Raw genomic sequence first — 14,525 nt, 5'->3', positions numbered from 1 at the left:
TGTTCTTAGATTGGACAGTATACAAAAATAGAGACGAAGCATCGGTAGATAACTTCGCCTCTATTTTTAGTATCTTACATGAAATGCTTAAGCCAATCCTAACATTCGTAGCAAGGTATAGGCTAATTCAAATGTAATACCAAGTGCATTTTGAACGATATCAACAATACTTAATCCCAAATGCATCCAATCTCCATACATCGCACTTTGAACAACTGCACGAATCGAGTCGAATAATCCCTGTAATGCCATTCTCTCTCCTCCCTTCATAAAACAGTATATAGATAGTACTTTTTGTTATACATCTGTTTTTTGTAAGAAGAGGGCTAAAAAGAGAGAAAAAGTTGGCAAAACAGGGTCATAATCGGATAAAATTCAGTAAACTGAAAAAATCATCTTTATTATCCTTGAGATTGCATAAAAATATCACTGACTTCTCTATTTAGAAAACTGGCGATACTAAACGCTAAAGAGTCAGAAGGTTTATATCTGCCCTTTTCAATACTTTGAATCGTTTGGATCGAAACATTGACTTGATCTGCAAGTTCTTCTTGTGTGATATCACAGGTACTGCGGACTTCTTGTAGCTTGTTTGGGTTTTTACTGTTTTTTCTCATGGACTCTCCCTCTTTTTAAAGTATAAAATAAGAAATGCATTACTTATGATCGTAATAGAAGAAGACATAACATTAAGAATTTTGATCAAAGTGATCCCTTGCTCCAAAAGATGATCGTTTCTTCATATACATATCAAAGTATACCAAATATCTTCCCTTTAGTAATAATATCAAATATCCAAAATATTATAAATAGTTTATCAATAGTTTTTATAGAAAAACAAAAAGTTTGTTTAGATTTAGTTTTAGTGTCTAGCTTCCATTGAAGAATTCTAATTTTTATAAAGAAAGTTGTCTGTGATACTGCTTAGATAGAAAATAGTGAATAAGTCCTTTTATTCCAATTTAAAAACCTCTATAATGAGACATAGAAATCAAAAGAGAAGAGGAAATTTTTTGCGTATATTATTTATAGGCGACGTTGTTGGTTCAATGGGGCGTGAGACGATCAGTACTTATTTACCTAAACTAAAGAAAAAATACCGTCCGCAAGTAACGATTGCGAACGGAGAAAATGCTGCATCTGGTCGAGGGATCACTGGGAAAATCTATAAAAAATTTTTACAAGATGGTGTAGATGTGGTGACTTTAGGCAATCATACGTGGGATAATAAGGATATTTTCGAGTTTATCGATGAGGCAAAAAAGATGATCCGTCCAGCCAATTTTCCAGAAGGTACCCCAGGACAAGGGATGGTTTTCGTGAAGGTCAATCAGCTTGAGTTAGCAGTGATCAATATGCAGGCTCGAGTGTTTATGGCAGATATCGATGATCCGTTCCGTAAAGCAGAAGAATTAGTCGCAGCAGCACGCAAAAGAACACCGTTGATCTTTGTTGATTTTCATGGAGAAACAACCAGTGAAAAACAAGCTATGAGCTGGTTTTTAGATGGAAAAGTCAGTGCTGTTATAGGCACACATACACATGTACAAACGAATGATGCACGTATTCTGCCGGCAGGAACCGCTTTTTTAAGTGATGTTGGTATGACAGGTCCCTATGATGGCATTTTAGGCATGAAGCGTGGACCGGTCATTGAAAAATTCTTAACAGCATTACCAAAACGATTTGAAGTTGTTGAAGAAGGACGCAGTATTTTATCAGCATGTATCATTGATATTGATGATCAAACAGGGCAAGCAAAAAAAATTGAGCCGATACAAATCAGCGAAGATCGTCCATTTGAAGAATAATTGAATAAGTTGGAGTTGAGCGGCTGTTACTTGTACGTGACGAGGAGAGTCGTTCTTTTTTGTCTGTTTTTCCTTGAGCATTTTTACACAAGAGTAACGCAAAGTATTCTATAATAATAGAGAAATATTTGAACGGAAAAAAATAGCTGATCATAAGGAGACCACGATGCGAAATTCTTTCATGGGAAAAAAAGAGCGGATGAAGTTCGAGTTATTCAAGGCAATTGTTTTCGCAAAGAATGGGCTAAGCTTCAATGAATTACTGGACACCTATCATCTGACCAAGAGTACCCTCAGCCGATATATACATGATCTAGCAGCAGAGGTAGAGGATGCCTTTGAGGATAATGTTCATTTGATCCAAAATAGTCATACGGGTACCTATCAGATTCAGACTGAAAAAACGTTTAGTATCGGTTATTTGATCGATTATATCCATCTATTTTACGTTCAAAAAAGCGGAATATTTTTCTTGTTGGATACCTTACTGAAAAAAAATTATCCATCGATCGATGCAATGGCACTGGATATGCATATGAGCAGCTCATCAGTGTATAAACAATTGCGGGTGTTAAAGGAAATGCTGATTCCCTTTGGCGGAAAAATTTCGTTTGAAGAGATATCCAGTCCGTTAATAGGAAATGAAATCGGTGTGCGACTATTTTGTTTTTATTCCTATTGGTCTGTTTTTAAATCTACATCGTTTGATAATAAAAATTATCCTGAAGCGTGGTTGGAGATCAAAGACTTTGAACACTATTTTGACCATGCAGATTCTTTATCAGATTCTCAGCAGGCAAAATTACGATTTATCCAACTGATCACCCTTAGAAGAGCACTTTGGCAAAAGAATTATGTCGCTCTTTCGGAAGATTTTTTAGCAGATATTGCTTACTTTGATAATAAAGAACTGGTGATATTGCCCATATTGAAACAGCATGTCTCAACAGAACAATACCAAAAAGAACGGGCATTATTGCTGTTTGCAACTAGAGGCTTGATCTACAATTTAGATTCGCCTGAGACAAGAAAGAAAATCGTGGAAGCCTACCAACACTCATCACTTGAAATTGCTAAACATACTACAAAGTTGATAGAGGAAATAAGAATAGAATTTGACTTAAACTATTCAGAGGAAGGCTATACGATATTTTATTTTTATTTGCTTATATTGCTTATTTATATCAAGCATATCACGATTGATATTTCTGGTTATTATCGAAATGATCTTTCCTTTCATTCTATGATCGACTATGATGAGAAAAATGTGGAGACATTTCAGAAAATCACCACGATCATTCAGCGTCAAGAGTTTTATCCAAAGATCAAAAAGCAAGCGCTCAGTGGTGTATTGTCTATTCTGACCTTGACGCTTTATTCAGGGATCTACCTAAACAAAAAGGCTGGCAGTTTATTGATCTGTGTGATTTTTAATAATAATTTGATTTTGGCTGAAGGAATCAAGAAGATTATTTTAGATGTTTATAATCATGAGCGGATCATATTTACCAGCGACGTACTGGCAGCAGATTTGGTCATTTCAGATTCTTATGAAAACATTGATCCAAAAACGGAGCACTTTTACTTTGACGAACAGCTAAACCCTGAGCAATGGGGAAAAATGATCGATATGATCAACCAAATTTTTTACAGGGAATTATTTCTAAGCCTATGATATACAAAAAACATACTAGAATCACATGATCAGGCAGATAAAACTGTTTTTTCATCATGGTTCTAGTATGTTTTTTGAAATTGAAACAAACTGTTTCAAAAATATACAGCCACTTTCTGAAAAAAAATGTATTATTTCATATGTGAATAAACACTTGTGTTTTTATGCACATTATTAGAGATAGTAGAGGTGTATGATGAGGAAAATTAGAGTACATATTTTCTTTTTGGCCTTCCTTATACTAGGTCATTTGAGTTGGGCAGATCATGTTTTCGCTACAGCAGCGACACCGCCTGCGGGCTATCCTTTAGGTATCTCGACTAAGACGAATTTAACTGCTGGCGGAACATTGTATTTCAATACGGATCAACTTCAGGACAAGCAGATAGTGGGGCAGTTTTTAGCTAGAAATATCACTTCAACAGGTTCATCAGGTCTAGCTAAGAGTGCTTTTGAAAACTATCAGAGCGCACAAAATGACTGGGCGTTAGATCAATTGGATCCATCAGTTGTTTCTGAGAAAATCAGCGGTGAGGATATGATTCGTTGGTATGCCAATGACAGCAGCTTTCGGTATACCAATAAAGAGCAATTACATTATTACATAGAGAATGCGCCAACAGAAAATGAATTGACGGAAGCATTAAACTATTATCCTGATCTGAAGCAAAATTTTTCTGAACGACTTTATCAAGATTCGGTGCAATCTTTTCCTTCCTTTGCAGATAATAATATATCCAACTTTTCTCAAATAACAGAAAATATCCAATCGATCAGTGACTATTACGCAGGACTGACAGACTCGAACCAAAAAATCATATTCAATTCAGCTGTTCAGACAGCAGAAATCAATACAGAGCAAAAAGTCGTCAATCCAAATGATTGGGGCGGCCAGTTTGCGATTCAAATCAACGTAGCTTTGAAAAAAGGGGCAACAAATCAAGCAGTGATCATTGTAGATGTAGATGGTCAAATCGATCATTTTGAACGTGCACAGGATATTTCGATCAACTATACGAATTATGATCCAGAAACGATGCCTACTCCATACTTGATTCTTAATTATAAACATTTTCCAACCTTCAATTTTAGCGGCAGTACCTTTTTTCATGCGGCTGCATACCCAAGCTTGCCTGGGGATGAAGAATATAAATTTGAAGGAAACCAGGGTGTCTTTTTTGAAGGAAAATATGCAGATAAAGAAATACCATTAGTCAAATCAGACAGTCATACGATTCCATCAGAGTTAAAAGAAAGAACGTATAAAGTAGCAACGCATCTTATTCATAATTTCAATGATGAAGAGCAGGAAATTCAATTTAGAAGCAACGCTTCTTTATTTATGGGCACTGTTTTCGCTCCAAAAGCTTCTGTCTTTCTTGACGATACACAAGGGAAAGTGCTTGGGAGTGTGATTTCAGGACATGATATTCATACAAATATGTCGATCAGTGCGGAGGAAAGTGATGCTACGTTTGATTACAATGACTTTCCAGATTTGGGAGATATTGTTGGCGGAGAGGAGCTGGAAGCGCCGATCAAAACAGGTAGTCGTTTTGATTATATTGGCTCTGAGAAAACGCTATTGTACCGTATTTCGCAAAAACTTCCTGCCTATTCTCAACAAAAACCGATCCATAGTGTAGAAATCACAGATCAGCTAGCACCCGAATTGGCAGTGTCTGCCCAAGATATTGTGATAAAAGACGAGCTGGGGACTGAGGTGACCGATCGATTTACGATAACTAAAAATGAGACGAATGAACTGAGGATTTCGGCCAATGCTGAGAGCTTAGAAGATAGTGGTTTTTACGGGAAGACATATACCATTGATCTAGTTGGCAGTATACAAGTTGCTCAAGAAATTTTAGCAGATGCTACTATCGATAAGCTTCTGATTCCGAATACGGCGGCTGTAGCTTTAAATGAAGAGGAAAAAACGAGTAACGAAGCGTTGCTCGAGACAGATTTTATTGAAGGAAAACCGGTGACAGTAAAATATGTAAATGAGGACGGGCAGGAGATAGCACCCCTAAAAAATATAACAGGTCGAATCGGAATGAACTACCAGACAAAGGCAGAGATCATCTCGGGTTATACACTGATCAAGCAGCCGGAAAATGCTGAAGGAACTATTTCTAGTACAGACCAAACAGTTATTTACTGTTACCAGGGACATCTTGCCTTTTCGTCTGTTCCAGAACAGCTTAGCTTTGGGACTCATGAGTTGTCTGTAGAAAATAAAGAATACGCGGTTGAATCGATGGATCAGGATATCGTCGTAAAGGATACACGAACGCTGGGTTCTAATTGGCAGTTACGTGCGACATTAAATAAACCGTTGACAGGTGAGCATACTCAAGCCGTTTTACCAGATGCATTAGTTTACACGAATGGTAGCCAAACTCAGACATTGCAGTCAAATACATCCACAGTTATCCATTCAGCGGTGACAACAACGCATGATGATTGTAATGTCAGTCAAGGATGGAAAACTTCTGAACAGGGCTTGAAGGTCAAGGTGAAGTCAGGTGAAGCACGAGCTGATCGCTATTCAGGAGAAATTCGTTGGGAACTGTACGATGTTGTTGCAAATGAATGATAGGAGTACGGATGTGAACAGTAGAAAAAAAGGATTTGGCTATTTGCTTCTAATTGGTATTTGTCTTAGTCAAACAGTAACTACAGCTGATGTATATGCTGCAAATGGAAAAGCAACAGTGGGTTTTTATGAAGTAGAAAAAGAAGAACAAAAATGTCAGAACTTACCTCTTACAGGAGAAAAGCAATCGACAGGATCGGCAGTAAAAACAGGCATATCCATTCTAATGGTAACAATTGGAATGTTTGCATATAGAAATTTAACATACGAGGAGCGAATTTAGATGAAAGCAAACAAAATTTTAGTAGGAATAGTAGCAGTTATGATGGTGTTAAGTACTAGTGTACTTGCTAATGCCGAAGAAGCTGACAATAAAGACTCAAAAAGCGATGTAGGCTTCACAACACCGACAGAAGGCGCATTGACTTTAGTCAATGTTGCGGATTTTGACTTTGGTTCTAACCCTATTTCAGCAAAAGACGAAGTCTATAAAAACAAAGCAGAAACAATAACTACGGTCCAAGATATTCGCGGAACAGAAGCTGGCTGGACTGTCCAAGTTGCACAAAACGGGCAGTTTAAAGCGGATGAAAAGGAATTGACGAATGCCCAAGTGACATTAAAAACACCGACGATTTCAGCAGATTCATCAAGCTCAGCAACTGTCAAAACAGATGTTGTATTGAATACAGATGGTTCAGGAACGACGATTTTAGCAGCAGCTGCGGAACAGGGAAATGGTGTGACGATCGAAAGTTTTGCTAAAGATGCGGTAACTTTGGAGGTTCCAGGTAAAACAACAAAAGTAGCGAAACAATATGAAACAACGCTGACTTGGACACTTTTAGATCAACCAGAAAATAGTTAATCATCGTTTATTCAGGTAAGATCGGCTGGGCTGTAACTCTGAGCGTTATGCCCGGCTATCTTTTTTTATGGAAGATAAATTTATACATAGGAACAAAAAATGGAGGAATCGATATGTTGAAAAAAGTACTTAGTATGGTGATGCTGGTAATGGGATTTATTTGCATCAGTTTTACAGGAACAATGTCGGGCTGGGCGCAAGAAGCAGAATATGAAGTCAAAGCTGTACCTTCTTCTGCACAAGTGGATACAACGAAAACATACTTTGATCTACGTTTGAAACCAGAGGAACAGCATACAGTCAAAGTTGCAGTGACGAATCGGTCAAATGAAGCTTTGATGATCGATACAGCAGTCAAAACGGCAACAACGAATACAAATGGGGTTGTAGAATATATCAATAGTGAACAAAATAAGTCTGTGAAACTACCTTATGATTTAAGCCAGCTTGTTCAGACAACAACTAAAAAAATCACCTTAGCTCCACATGAGACACAAAATGTAGATTATACGATCACGATGCCAAAACAAGCGTTTTCTGGTATATTATCCGGCGGTTTGGTTTTTACAAGTGAAGATAATGAACATCCAAAAGACTCGAACGCAGATGTGACGATCAACAATCGATTCGGTTATGTTATTGCGTTGGTTTTACACGGTGAAAAGGAAGTTCCTTCTGATCTACAATTAGCAGATATTCGCTTAGGACAAGTCAATGATCGCAATGTTGTATTTGCTCAGTTAGAAAACCCTGAAGCTGCTTATTTGAATCGTTTGAACTTAAGCGCAAAAATCAAAAAGAAACATACGAAAACGGTTCTTTATGAAACAAGTCAAAACGATGTACAGATGGCGCCAAATTCACAGTTTGATTATCCGATAAGTTTAGAAGAAACAGCCTTTAAGCCTGGTAAATATAGTTTAACTATCCACGCAGAATCTAAAGGCAGAACCTGGGATTTTGAGAAAGACTTTGAGATCAAGGCTGAAGAAGCAAAACAATTGAATGATCAAGCATATATCCATAAAAATAAAACAAATGATTGGTGGTACCTTCTTCTAGTGATTGCTCTGTTACTGCTTCTTTTCATTAGTTACATTTATAGAAAGAGACAACAAAAAATCAACGCACTCAAAGCGCAAGTAGAAGAATTGAAGAGAAAATAACGAATGCCTCACTTGTAGAACATATTTTTTATTCTGCAAGTAGAGGCTATTTTTGTTTTTTGAGGAAATAATGTCTTTTCCATTATCATAAGTATCCTTTTACGATCATCCACAAATTATAGGAATTCAGAAGAATGACTAAAAAAATAACGAAACTATACAACTGTGCAACACGTTGTTCAGACATTTTTTTACTGAATACTCCACCAACATATCCTCCTAATAGAGCCGCTGGGATTATTGCCCACAACATCGTCAAATCAAATCCTGCAAATCCTGTTGAAAAAGCAATCGTTCCTAATTTTGCTAGCTGTGAGAAGAAAATCGTGATGATGGAATAAACCGTAGCAGATTTAATTTCCATACCGAAAAAGAAAATCAAGCAGGCTACATTGATCGGTCCACCGCCAATACCTAAAAAAGTAGATAATATACCCAAAAAAAGCCCCACAAACACAAAGACGCTGCTTCGTTTGAATTGAAAGTGCCAATCAGAGAACTGGTTATATAACAGTACGAGAATTAAAGTAATCAACATGATACTATACTGGATCATTTGAACTTGTTCTTGATTCGAAGTTGCTATCAACGCTCGATTAAGCAACAAATCACCGATCATTCCACCAATCAACGACCCCATAGAAACGCCTACAGCTTTGTTCCATTGAATATGGATCCCATTTTGATACTGTTTGTAAGTAGACGAAATCGACATTGTAAAAACGGCTACGCTTGAATAAAAAGCAATGGTATTTAAAGAATGATATCCGAGAAAATCCAAAGCGGGTTTGATGATCACGCCACCGCCCATGCCAGATAAAGCGCCAACTGTGTTAGACAGAAAAACAGTCACAAAATAAATCAGTAAAATCTTCATAAAACCACCGCCAAATCATTTTCTTATAGTGTATCATTAAAGAAATTTAGTTTCATTAAAAATATAAAATAAATTAATATTGAAATGTAATTTCTTTTGTGTTATTCTACAGATGTCAAAAGAAAGCGTATTCAAGAAAGGGGCAAAAAGCAATGACAGTATCGATCGGTATTATTTTAATTTTATGCTTGTACACAGTTGTCGGTGTTCTTGATCAAATTTCCATTCAAATTGGTCCATATACACCATTATTCGCTGCAACATTTACAGGGTTAGTTTTAGGGGATGTTCAAACAGGATTGATGATAGGAGCGACATTGCAATTAATGACTTTAGGAGTTGCAACTTATGGTGGAGCAACTGTGCCTGATTTTCTATCAGGAGCGATTATGGGAACAGCTTACGCAATTATTTCCGGTAAAGGTGCTGAATACGGAATTGGTGTTGCTGTACCGATCGGATTATTATTGACACAACTAGATATTGTAGGAAGAATGGCTAATACTTTCTTCCAGCATAAAGCAGACCGTTATGCTGAAGAGGGCAATTATAAAGGAGTAGAACGTTGTAACGTATTAGGTATTTTTCCATGGACGCTTTCTCGCGTGATTCCAGTTTTTATTGGGCTAGCTTTTGGAGAACACGTTGTAAATGCTATCAACAATTGGATTCCAGTGTGGGTGATGAGTGGATTGAAAGCTGCTGGAGCTATTTTACCAGCGATGGGGATCGCTATTTTGATGCGCTACTTGCCGATAAAAACCTATTGGCCGTACTTCATTATTGGTTTTGTCTTACTAGCTTATGGCGCACAATTCTTCTCTGTGTTAGGTGTTGCATTGGTTGGATTAGCGTTAGCAGCAATTTATGTGATGAATCAAAATAAAGGCGGTGCTGCTACAACGAGCGGAACAGTCATTTATGAGGACGATGAGGAGGTTGAAATCGATGACTAGCAAATTAACAAAGAATGATATCAACAAAGTATATGTCCGCAACCTTTTTGGCTATCAATGGGGCTGGAACTATGAAAAAATGCAAGGATTAGGTTATTCATGGGTGATGATGCCTGCCTTGAAGCGTTTGTATAGTGAAGATCCAGAAGCGATGAAAAAAGCATTGAAAACACATTTAGGGTTTATGAATACGACACCCGCGATGTCTCATTTGATCGTAGGAGCAGACCTGGCATTGGAAGAAGAAATAGGAATGAAAGATGAAACAGCAATCACTGGGCTTAAAACAGGTCTGATGGGTCCTTTTGCGGGTGTAGGAGACACGATTTTCATTGCGATTTATCGGGCGATCGTCTTTTCGATTGCAGCTTATATGGCGCAAGGAGGCCAGATCGTAGGTTTGCTGATTCCACTGATTGCAGGAGCTGTAGTGCTATGGGTACGTTATAAATTTACTTGGATCGGGTACCATCAAGGAAAGAAAATAGCGACAGAATTTGCTGACAAAATGAAACTATTTACCCAAGGAGCTGCTATTTTAGGGTTAACGGTCGTCGGTGGGCTGATTCCATCAGTTATTACCTATAAGCTGGATTTGACTTATAAAATGGGGGACGTTACTTTGTCTGTTCAAGAGATGCTGGATAAAGTGTTACCAGCATTGATTCCATTGGGGATCGTTCTTTTATCCTATTGGTTATTGGGGAAAAAGAAAATGAATTCTACACGTTTGATTTTTGTCTTGATTTTTATCGGTATGATTTTAGGTAATTTACAACCAATGTTAGCTTGGATCGGCAGTTTATTTTAAAAAAATAGTATATAATAGGAGAGATTTAGTATGACAATTGTACATGCAAGAGTGGACGAGCGTTTAATTCATGGACAAGTAGCTACAGTTTGGACCAACACTGTAGGGGCGCAAAGAATCATGGTCGTGAATGATTTAGCGGTCAAAGATCAATTACAGATTGGTGCTTTAAAAATGGCTAAACCAGCGGGGGTCAAGCTATCTATTTTATCAAAACGTAAAGCGATTGAAAAAATTTTAGCAGGAAATTATGAAGATGAGAAAGTATTCTTGATTACGAAAGATATTGCTGATATGGCGGCTTTGATCGATGGCGGCGTACCATTGAATACCTTTAATATCGGCAATATATCACAAAAAGAGGGTAGTAAAGCCATTAAAAAATCTGTTGCATTGACAGAAGAAGAGATACAAACGATTCATCGATTGATTAGTCAAGGCGTAACGATCACCGCACAGATGATCCCGTCTGAGCCGAATGAATCGGTTGTAACATTTATAAAATAGAAATGGAGATGAGAAGATGGACCCGATCCGTTTAATCAGACAAAAGTATAAGGATTTTTCCAAAGTAAATAAAAGAATAGCAGATTATATATTGAAGGATCCGACCCGTCTTCTCTCGCTAACGGCTAACGAAATTGCCAGCAATAGTGAAACCTCCCCAGCTTCTGTGACACGTTTTTCGAAACAGCTTGGTTTTGATAGTTGGGAAGAGTTGAAATTATCCATTGCGGCAAAACAGGCAGTCGGTAATGGTAAAAAAGATATCGATCCGATCATCGCAGCAGATGACTCGGTAGATACGATTTGTATGAAGGTAGAGTCGTTATTAAATGCAACGATCGAAGATTTATTTTATACCGTAGATAAACAAGCCTTGCAACGGGCTATTGCTCATGTGAAAAAAGCGGAAAAAATCCATTTGGTAGGAATCGGTGCGTCATCCTTGACGACGTATAATCTTTATCACAAGTTTAATCGAGCAGGCCGGCAAGCAATTTTTAATTATGATAGTCATATGATGTTAGAGTTTTTAAACTATGCGACTGACCGGGATATTTTGATCGCTGTCTCATATAGCGGATTGACAAAAGAAGCCTTACTTGCGTGTGAAATCGCAAAAAAAAGAGGCGCAATAGTCATTTTTATTACCAGTAATGATGGTGATAGCGTTCAATCATTAAGTGATGAAGTCTTGCTCGTTCCAAATAACGAACATCTGATTCGAGTGGGGGCGATCTCTTCGATTGCTTCGTCTATGGCAGTAGGCGATGTCCTGTATCTAGGATCGATCCAAGATGATTTAGACACCGAAATTGAACGAAATATGATCGAAACGAGCAAACTTGTCAGCCGCCTGAAAGAAAAGTAGGGGTGTGCAGGATGAAATTAGAAGAATTGACGACAGAAGCTAGAAATGAAGCAACAAAAAAAATAGACCAAGTCTCGACGTTAGAAATGGTCACCTTGATCAATCAAGAAGATCAAAAGGTTGCTGAAGCGGTTCAAAAAGTTTTACCAAAAATCGCCGAAGCGATCGATAAAGCTGCAGAGCGATTCAAAAAGGGTGGTCGTTTGATCTATTGCGGCGCAGGAACTTCCGGCCGTTTAGGGGCTTTGGATGCAATTGAATTGACACCAACATACAGTGTTTCGCCTGAGCGTGCCTTTGGTCTTCTAGCTGGCGGGGAAAAAGCAATGTTTCAAGCGGTAGAAGGGGCAGAGGATTCAAAAGAGTTGGCGATTGAAGATTTGAGAAATCATCAGTTAACAGCACAGGATGTGGTGATTGCAATAGCTGCTAGCGGCCGAACTCCATATGCTATTTCTGCCATTGAATACGGGCAAGAAGTTGGCGCATTGACTATTTCTGTGACGTGTAATGATGTAAGTCCGATGAATCAAATAGCAGAGATCGGGATTGCGCCGATCGTAGGTCCAGAAGTTGTTACAGGCTCAACTAGAATGAAGGCAGGCTCTGCCCAAAAGATGGTTTTAAACATGTTTTCAACAGGCATTATGATCAAAGTCGGCAACATTTATCAAAATTTGATGGTGAATGTACAGCCGACCAATGAAAAATTGATGCAGCGTGCAGCTAGTATTATCAAAGAAGCGGCTGAAATTGACGAAGGACAAGCGAAAGAATATTTAGAGAATGCTCACTTTGAAGTGGCACCAGCGATCGTTATGGCAAAAGCAAAGGTGGATTACTCTAAAGCTAAAGAATTATTAGCAGAGCATGGCGGCCGTATTTCAGAAGTTTTAGCATAAATGTGATGAAAAGAGGAAGTTATGAAACCAAAATTAATTTTAATGAGTCATGGAAATATGGCTAAGGAAACATTTGCTTCTACTCAAATGATTGTTGGCGATCTAGCGAATGCTGAAATCGTCTCAATGGAAGCAGAAGATGGTTTAAGCGGTACTCAAGCTAAACTACAAGCGATTTTACAAAAAAATGGAGATGTTCCTATGATTGTTATAGCAGATTTAAAAGGTGGAACACCCTGCAATGTTGCTATGATGGCGATGGGAACCTATCCTCAATTACGAGTTGTATCTGGACTTAATTTAGCAATGGTGATTGAAGCGGTCGTTTCCTCATTGGAAAATGTAGATGAATTAGCTACTTATCTAACAACTATTGGGCAACAAGCGGTTGAAATGATTGAACTACCAGAATTAGATGAAGAAGAAGGATTTGAAGAATAGTTAATGATCTTAAAGTTGAGTAACGTTCTGGATAAGGACGCACTCAGCTTTTTTTATTTCTATTTTATACACAGATTGTCAATAATATGACTAAGAGAATCAAAGTGATCAGAAACCACACTAAAAATATGAATATCACTAAGTGCGACTAAAGTATTTTTAAGAATGAAATAATTATCAAAAATAGTTGTTTATCACGAAATTTCTGAAAAAAGCCAAACAATTTTTATGGTAATCTATAAATGTCATAATGAAAGTTTTTTCAAGAAAGAAGGTTGATTTGATGGAACCAATTAGTAGCAATAGTGCAGTTGCTGGAGAACTCGCAAGAGAGATTTTTTCTGCGATGGACGACCTGAACAGCCAGCAATCCGTCGTTACAGATGAGCAATCAACGATTTCAGGAAATACGGCAGCCAAAAATGCGATAAAAGAGTTACAGTCTATGGTACAGATGATCAGCGCAGCCATTGCAACAGATACCAATAATATAAAGAGCGTGGCAGCGGAATTTGATGAAGCGGATGCAACGATTCGTAAAATGATGCGTGGGTTGAGGTGAATGCATGAATGAACACCAGTCAAGATGGGATGATTTATTAGTAGAGGAACGGAAAATCGAACATGAGCTAGATGAAATGATCCAAGTCCAACGGGATACACAAAGGATCGAAGAGAATTACCAAGAACTTTTCTTTCAAGGAAATCAGCTGATGGATCGTTTGAGTCATTTTGTTGGAGAAGATAGGGATGAAATAGAAGAGCTACAGTGGCAAAGTAAGCAGAAGCAACAAGGGATCTTGTATCATTTAGAGGATCAAAAAGAGCAATTACATAAAGAACAGAGAAAAATAGAAGATCGTCAAGATGAGCTATTTTATGAAAAAAAGAGAGTTTTGGCAGACAAGGAGGACAGCGATGAGTATTGATATGTACTTAGGTTCTTCTAAAGCACAAGGAAGTAGTGCCAGCGCGTTAAGCCAAAGCTATCAGGCCGGATTTCAGGCATTACAAGCGGCTGTTAGTCAGTTTACTCAAGAT

The 14,525-nt window shown here is 37.9% G+C and carries 17 protein-coding genes; 14 read left to right on the top strand and 3 right to left on the bottom strand.

The window, feature by feature from the left end; translation table 11 throughout:
- Nucleotides 1–87: 87 nt before the first annotated feature.
- Both H3T55_RS14100 and H3T55_RS14095 read right to left on the bottom strand, forming a co-directional pair.
- Nucleotides 88–252, bottom strand: coding sequence for a beta-class phenol-soluble modulin (locus H3T55_RS14100; RefSeq protein WP_176372814.1), 165 nt, complete (start codon nucleotides 250–252; stop codon nucleotides 88–90).
- 149 nt (nucleotides 253–401) lie between these two features.
- A complete protein-coding gene (locus tag H3T55_RS14095; RefSeq protein WP_087640555.1) occupies nucleotides 402–617 on the bottom strand; it encodes a helix-turn-helix transcriptional regulator in 216 nt (71 codons plus the stop codon).
- Nucleotides 618–1,013: 396 nt separating this feature from the next.
- Here H3T55_RS14095 and H3T55_RS14090 point away from each other — a divergent pair, with 396 nt between their 5' ends.
- The 6 genes from H3T55_RS14090 to H3T55_RS14065 all read left to right on the top strand — a co-directional run bounded on the left by H3T55_RS14090 (nucleotide 1,014) and on the right by H3T55_RS14065 (nucleotide 8,122).
- On the top strand, nucleotides 1,014–1,811 hold the full coding sequence (locus H3T55_RS14090) for a TIGR00282 family metallophosphoesterase (protein WP_225535339.1): 798 nt from the start codon (nucleotides 1,014–1,016) through the stop codon (nucleotides 1,809–1,811).
- Nucleotides 1,812–1,977: 166 nt separating this feature from the next.
- Nucleotides 1,978–3,486, top strand: a complete 1,509-nt coding sequence (locus tag H3T55_RS14085) for a helix-turn-helix domain-containing protein (protein WP_225535340.1) — start codon at nucleotides 1,978–1,980, stop codon at nucleotides 3,484–3,486.
- 196 nt (nucleotides 3,487–3,682) lie between these two features.
- Nucleotides 3,683–6,088 (top strand): MucBP domain-containing protein, encoded by a 2,406-nt coding sequence (locus H3T55_RS14080; RefSeq protein ID WP_225535341.1) that lies wholly within the window; start codon nucleotides 3,683–3,685, stop codon nucleotides 6,086–6,088.
- Between the two features lie 13 nt (nucleotides 6,089–6,101).
- The gene (locus H3T55_RS14075; RefSeq protein ID WP_225535342.1) at nucleotides 6,102–6,371 is read left to right on the top strand and encodes a hypothetical protein; all 270 of its coding nucleotides are present in this window, start codon (nucleotides 6,102–6,104) and stop codon (nucleotides 6,369–6,371) included.
- A complete protein-coding gene (locus tag H3T55_RS14070; RefSeq protein ID WP_225535343.1) occupies nucleotides 6,372–6,956 on the top strand; it encodes a WxL domain-containing protein in 585 nt (194 codons plus the stop codon).
- 113 nt (nucleotides 6,957–7,069) lie between these two features.
- Nucleotides 7,070–8,122: a DUF916 and DUF3324 domain-containing protein gene (locus H3T55_RS14065; RefSeq protein ID WP_225535344.1), complete on the top strand. Its 1,053-nt coding sequence runs from the start codon at nucleotides 7,070–7,072 to the stop codon at nucleotides 8,120–8,122.
- A gap of 85 nt (nucleotides 8,123–8,207) precedes the next feature.
- On the opposite strand, the gene H3T55_RS14060 is transcribed toward H3T55_RS14065, so the two are convergent.
- On the bottom strand, nucleotides 8,208–8,999 hold the full coding sequence (locus H3T55_RS14060; RefSeq protein WP_225535345.1) for a sulfite exporter TauE/SafE family protein: 792 nt from the start codon (nucleotides 8,997–8,999) through the stop codon (nucleotides 8,208–8,210).
- 152 nt (nucleotides 9,000–9,151) lie between these two features.
- On the opposite strand from H3T55_RS14060, the gene H3T55_RS14055 reads away from it, so the two are divergent.
- The 8 genes from H3T55_RS14055 (at nucleotide 9,152) to H3T55_RS14020 (ending at nucleotide 14,413) form a co-directional block, all read left to right on the top strand.
- Nucleotides 9,152–9,955 carry a PTS mannose/fructose/sorbose/N-acetylgalactosamine transporter subunit IIC gene (locus H3T55_RS14055; protein ID WP_087640563.1) on the top strand — a complete coding sequence of 268 codons (804 nt, stop codon included), beginning with the start codon at nucleotides 9,152–9,154 and terminating at the stop codon, nucleotides 9,953–9,955.
- Nucleotides 9,948–10,766: a PTS system mannose/fructose/sorbose family transporter subunit IID gene (locus H3T55_RS14050; protein ID WP_412523585.1), complete on the top strand. Its 819-nt coding sequence runs from the start codon at nucleotides 9,948–9,950 to the stop codon at nucleotides 10,764–10,766. Before H3T55_RS14055 ends, H3T55_RS14050 begins: the two co-directional genes overlap by 8 nt.
- Nucleotides 10,767–10,796: 30 nt before the next feature.
- Nucleotides 10,797–11,273 (top strand): PTS system mannose/fructose/N-acetylgalactosamine-transporter subunit IIB, encoded by a 477-nt coding sequence (locus tag H3T55_RS14045; RefSeq protein ID WP_225535346.1) that lies wholly within the window; start codon nucleotides 10,797–10,799, stop codon nucleotides 11,271–11,273.
- Between the two features lie 16 nt (nucleotides 11,274–11,289).
- Nucleotides 11,290–12,141 (top strand): MurR/RpiR family transcriptional regulator, encoded by an 852-nt coding sequence (locus H3T55_RS14040; RefSeq protein ID WP_225535347.1) that lies wholly within the window; start codon nucleotides 11,290–11,292, stop codon nucleotides 12,139–12,141.
- Nucleotides 12,142–12,152: 11 nt separating this feature from the next.
- Entirely contained in the window at nucleotides 12,153–13,043 is an 891-nt protein-coding gene (murQ, locus tag H3T55_RS14035; protein ID WP_225535348.1) for an N-acetylmuramic acid 6-phosphate etherase, read from the top strand.
- A 21-nt stretch (nucleotides 13,044–13,064) separates the two neighbouring features.
- A complete protein-coding gene (locus H3T55_RS14030) occupies nucleotides 13,065–13,484 on the top strand; it encodes a PTS sugar transporter subunit IIA (protein ID WP_225535349.1) in 420 nt (139 codons plus the stop codon).
- Between the two features lie 283 nt (nucleotides 13,485–13,767).
- Nucleotides 13,768–14,046: a TIGR04197 family type VII secretion effector gene (locus H3T55_RS14025; RefSeq protein ID WP_225535350.1), complete on the top strand. Its 279-nt coding sequence runs from the start codon at nucleotides 13,768–13,770 to the stop codon at nucleotides 14,044–14,046.
- A gap of 4 nt (nucleotides 14,047–14,050) precedes the next feature.
- The gene (locus H3T55_RS14020; protein ID WP_225535351.1) at nucleotides 14,051–14,413 is read left to right on the top strand and encodes a DUF3958 family protein; all 363 of its coding nucleotides are present in this window, start codon (nucleotides 14,051–14,053) and stop codon (nucleotides 14,411–14,413) included.
- Nucleotides 14,414–14,525 lie beyond the last annotated feature (112 nt).

Source organism: Enterococcus sp. S22(2020), from assembly GCF_020295385.1.
Taxonomy (GTDB): Bacteria; Bacillota; Bacilli; order Lactobacillales; family Enterococcaceae; genus Enterococcus_L; species Enterococcus_L dunnyi.
The sequence above is the reverse complement of the archived record's forward strand: the minus strand, read 5'-3'. Positions and strand labels throughout refer to the sequence as shown.

What these genes read in the sequence shown, in the direction of transcription:
- H3T55_RS14085 (WP_225535340.1), top strand. Translation starts at nt 1,978, where the DNA reads ATGCGAAATTCTTTCATGGGAAAAAAAGAGCGGATGAAGTTCGAGTTA.
- H3T55_RS14055 (WP_087640563.1), top strand. Translation starts at nt 9,152, where the DNA reads ATGACAGTATCGATCGGTATTATTTTAATTTTATGCTTGTACACAGTT.
- H3T55_RS14020 (WP_225535351.1), top strand. Translation starts at nt 14,051, where the DNA reads ATGAATGAACACCAGTCAAGATGGGATGATTTATTAGTAGAGGAACGG.
- H3T55_RS14040 (WP_225535347.1), top strand. Translation starts at nt 11,290, where the DNA reads ATGGACCCGATCCGTTTAATCAGACAAAAGTATAAGGATTTTTCCAAA.
- H3T55_RS14100 (WP_176372814.1), bottom strand. Translation starts at nt 252, where the DNA reads ATGGCATTACAGGGATTATTCGACTCGATTCGTGCAGTTGTTCAAAGT.
- H3T55_RS14095 (WP_087640555.1), bottom strand. Translation starts at nt 617, where the DNA reads ATGAGAAAAAACAGTAAAAACCCAAACAAGCTACAAGAAGTCCGCAGT.
- H3T55_RS14045 (WP_225535346.1), top strand. Translation starts at nt 10,797, where the DNA reads ATGACAATTGTACATGCAAGAGTGGACGAGCGTTTAATTCATGGACAA.
- H3T55_RS14030 (WP_225535349.1), top strand. Translation starts at nt 13,065, where the DNA reads ATGAAACCAAAATTAATTTTAATGAGTCATGGAAATATGGCTAAGGAA.
- H3T55_RS14060 (WP_225535345.1), bottom strand. Translation starts at nt 8,999, where the DNA reads ATGAAGATTTTACTGATTTATTTTGTGACTGTTTTTCTGTCTAACACA.
- H3T55_RS14080 (WP_225535341.1), top strand. Translation starts at nt 3,683, where the DNA reads ATGAGGAAAATTAGAGTACATATTTTCTTTTTGGCCTTCCTTATACTA.
- H3T55_RS14050 (WP_412523585.1), top strand. Translation starts at nt 9,948, where the DNA reads ATGACTAGCAAATTAACAAAGAATGATATCAACAAAGTATATGTCCGC.
- H3T55_RS14065 (WP_225535344.1), top strand. Translation starts at nt 7,070, where the DNA reads ATGTTGAAAAAAGTACTTAGTATGGTGATGCTGGTAATGGGATTTATT.
- H3T55_RS14025 (WP_225535350.1), top strand. Translation starts at nt 13,768, where the DNA reads ATGGAACCAATTAGTAGCAATAGTGCAGTTGCTGGAGAACTCGCAAGA.
- murQ (WP_225535348.1), top strand. Translation starts at nt 12,153, where the DNA reads ATGAAATTAGAAGAATTGACGACAGAAGCTAGAAATGAAGCAACAAAA.
- H3T55_RS14070 (WP_225535343.1), top strand. Translation starts at nt 6,372, where the DNA reads ATGAAAGCAAACAAAATTTTAGTAGGAATAGTAGCAGTTATGATGGTG.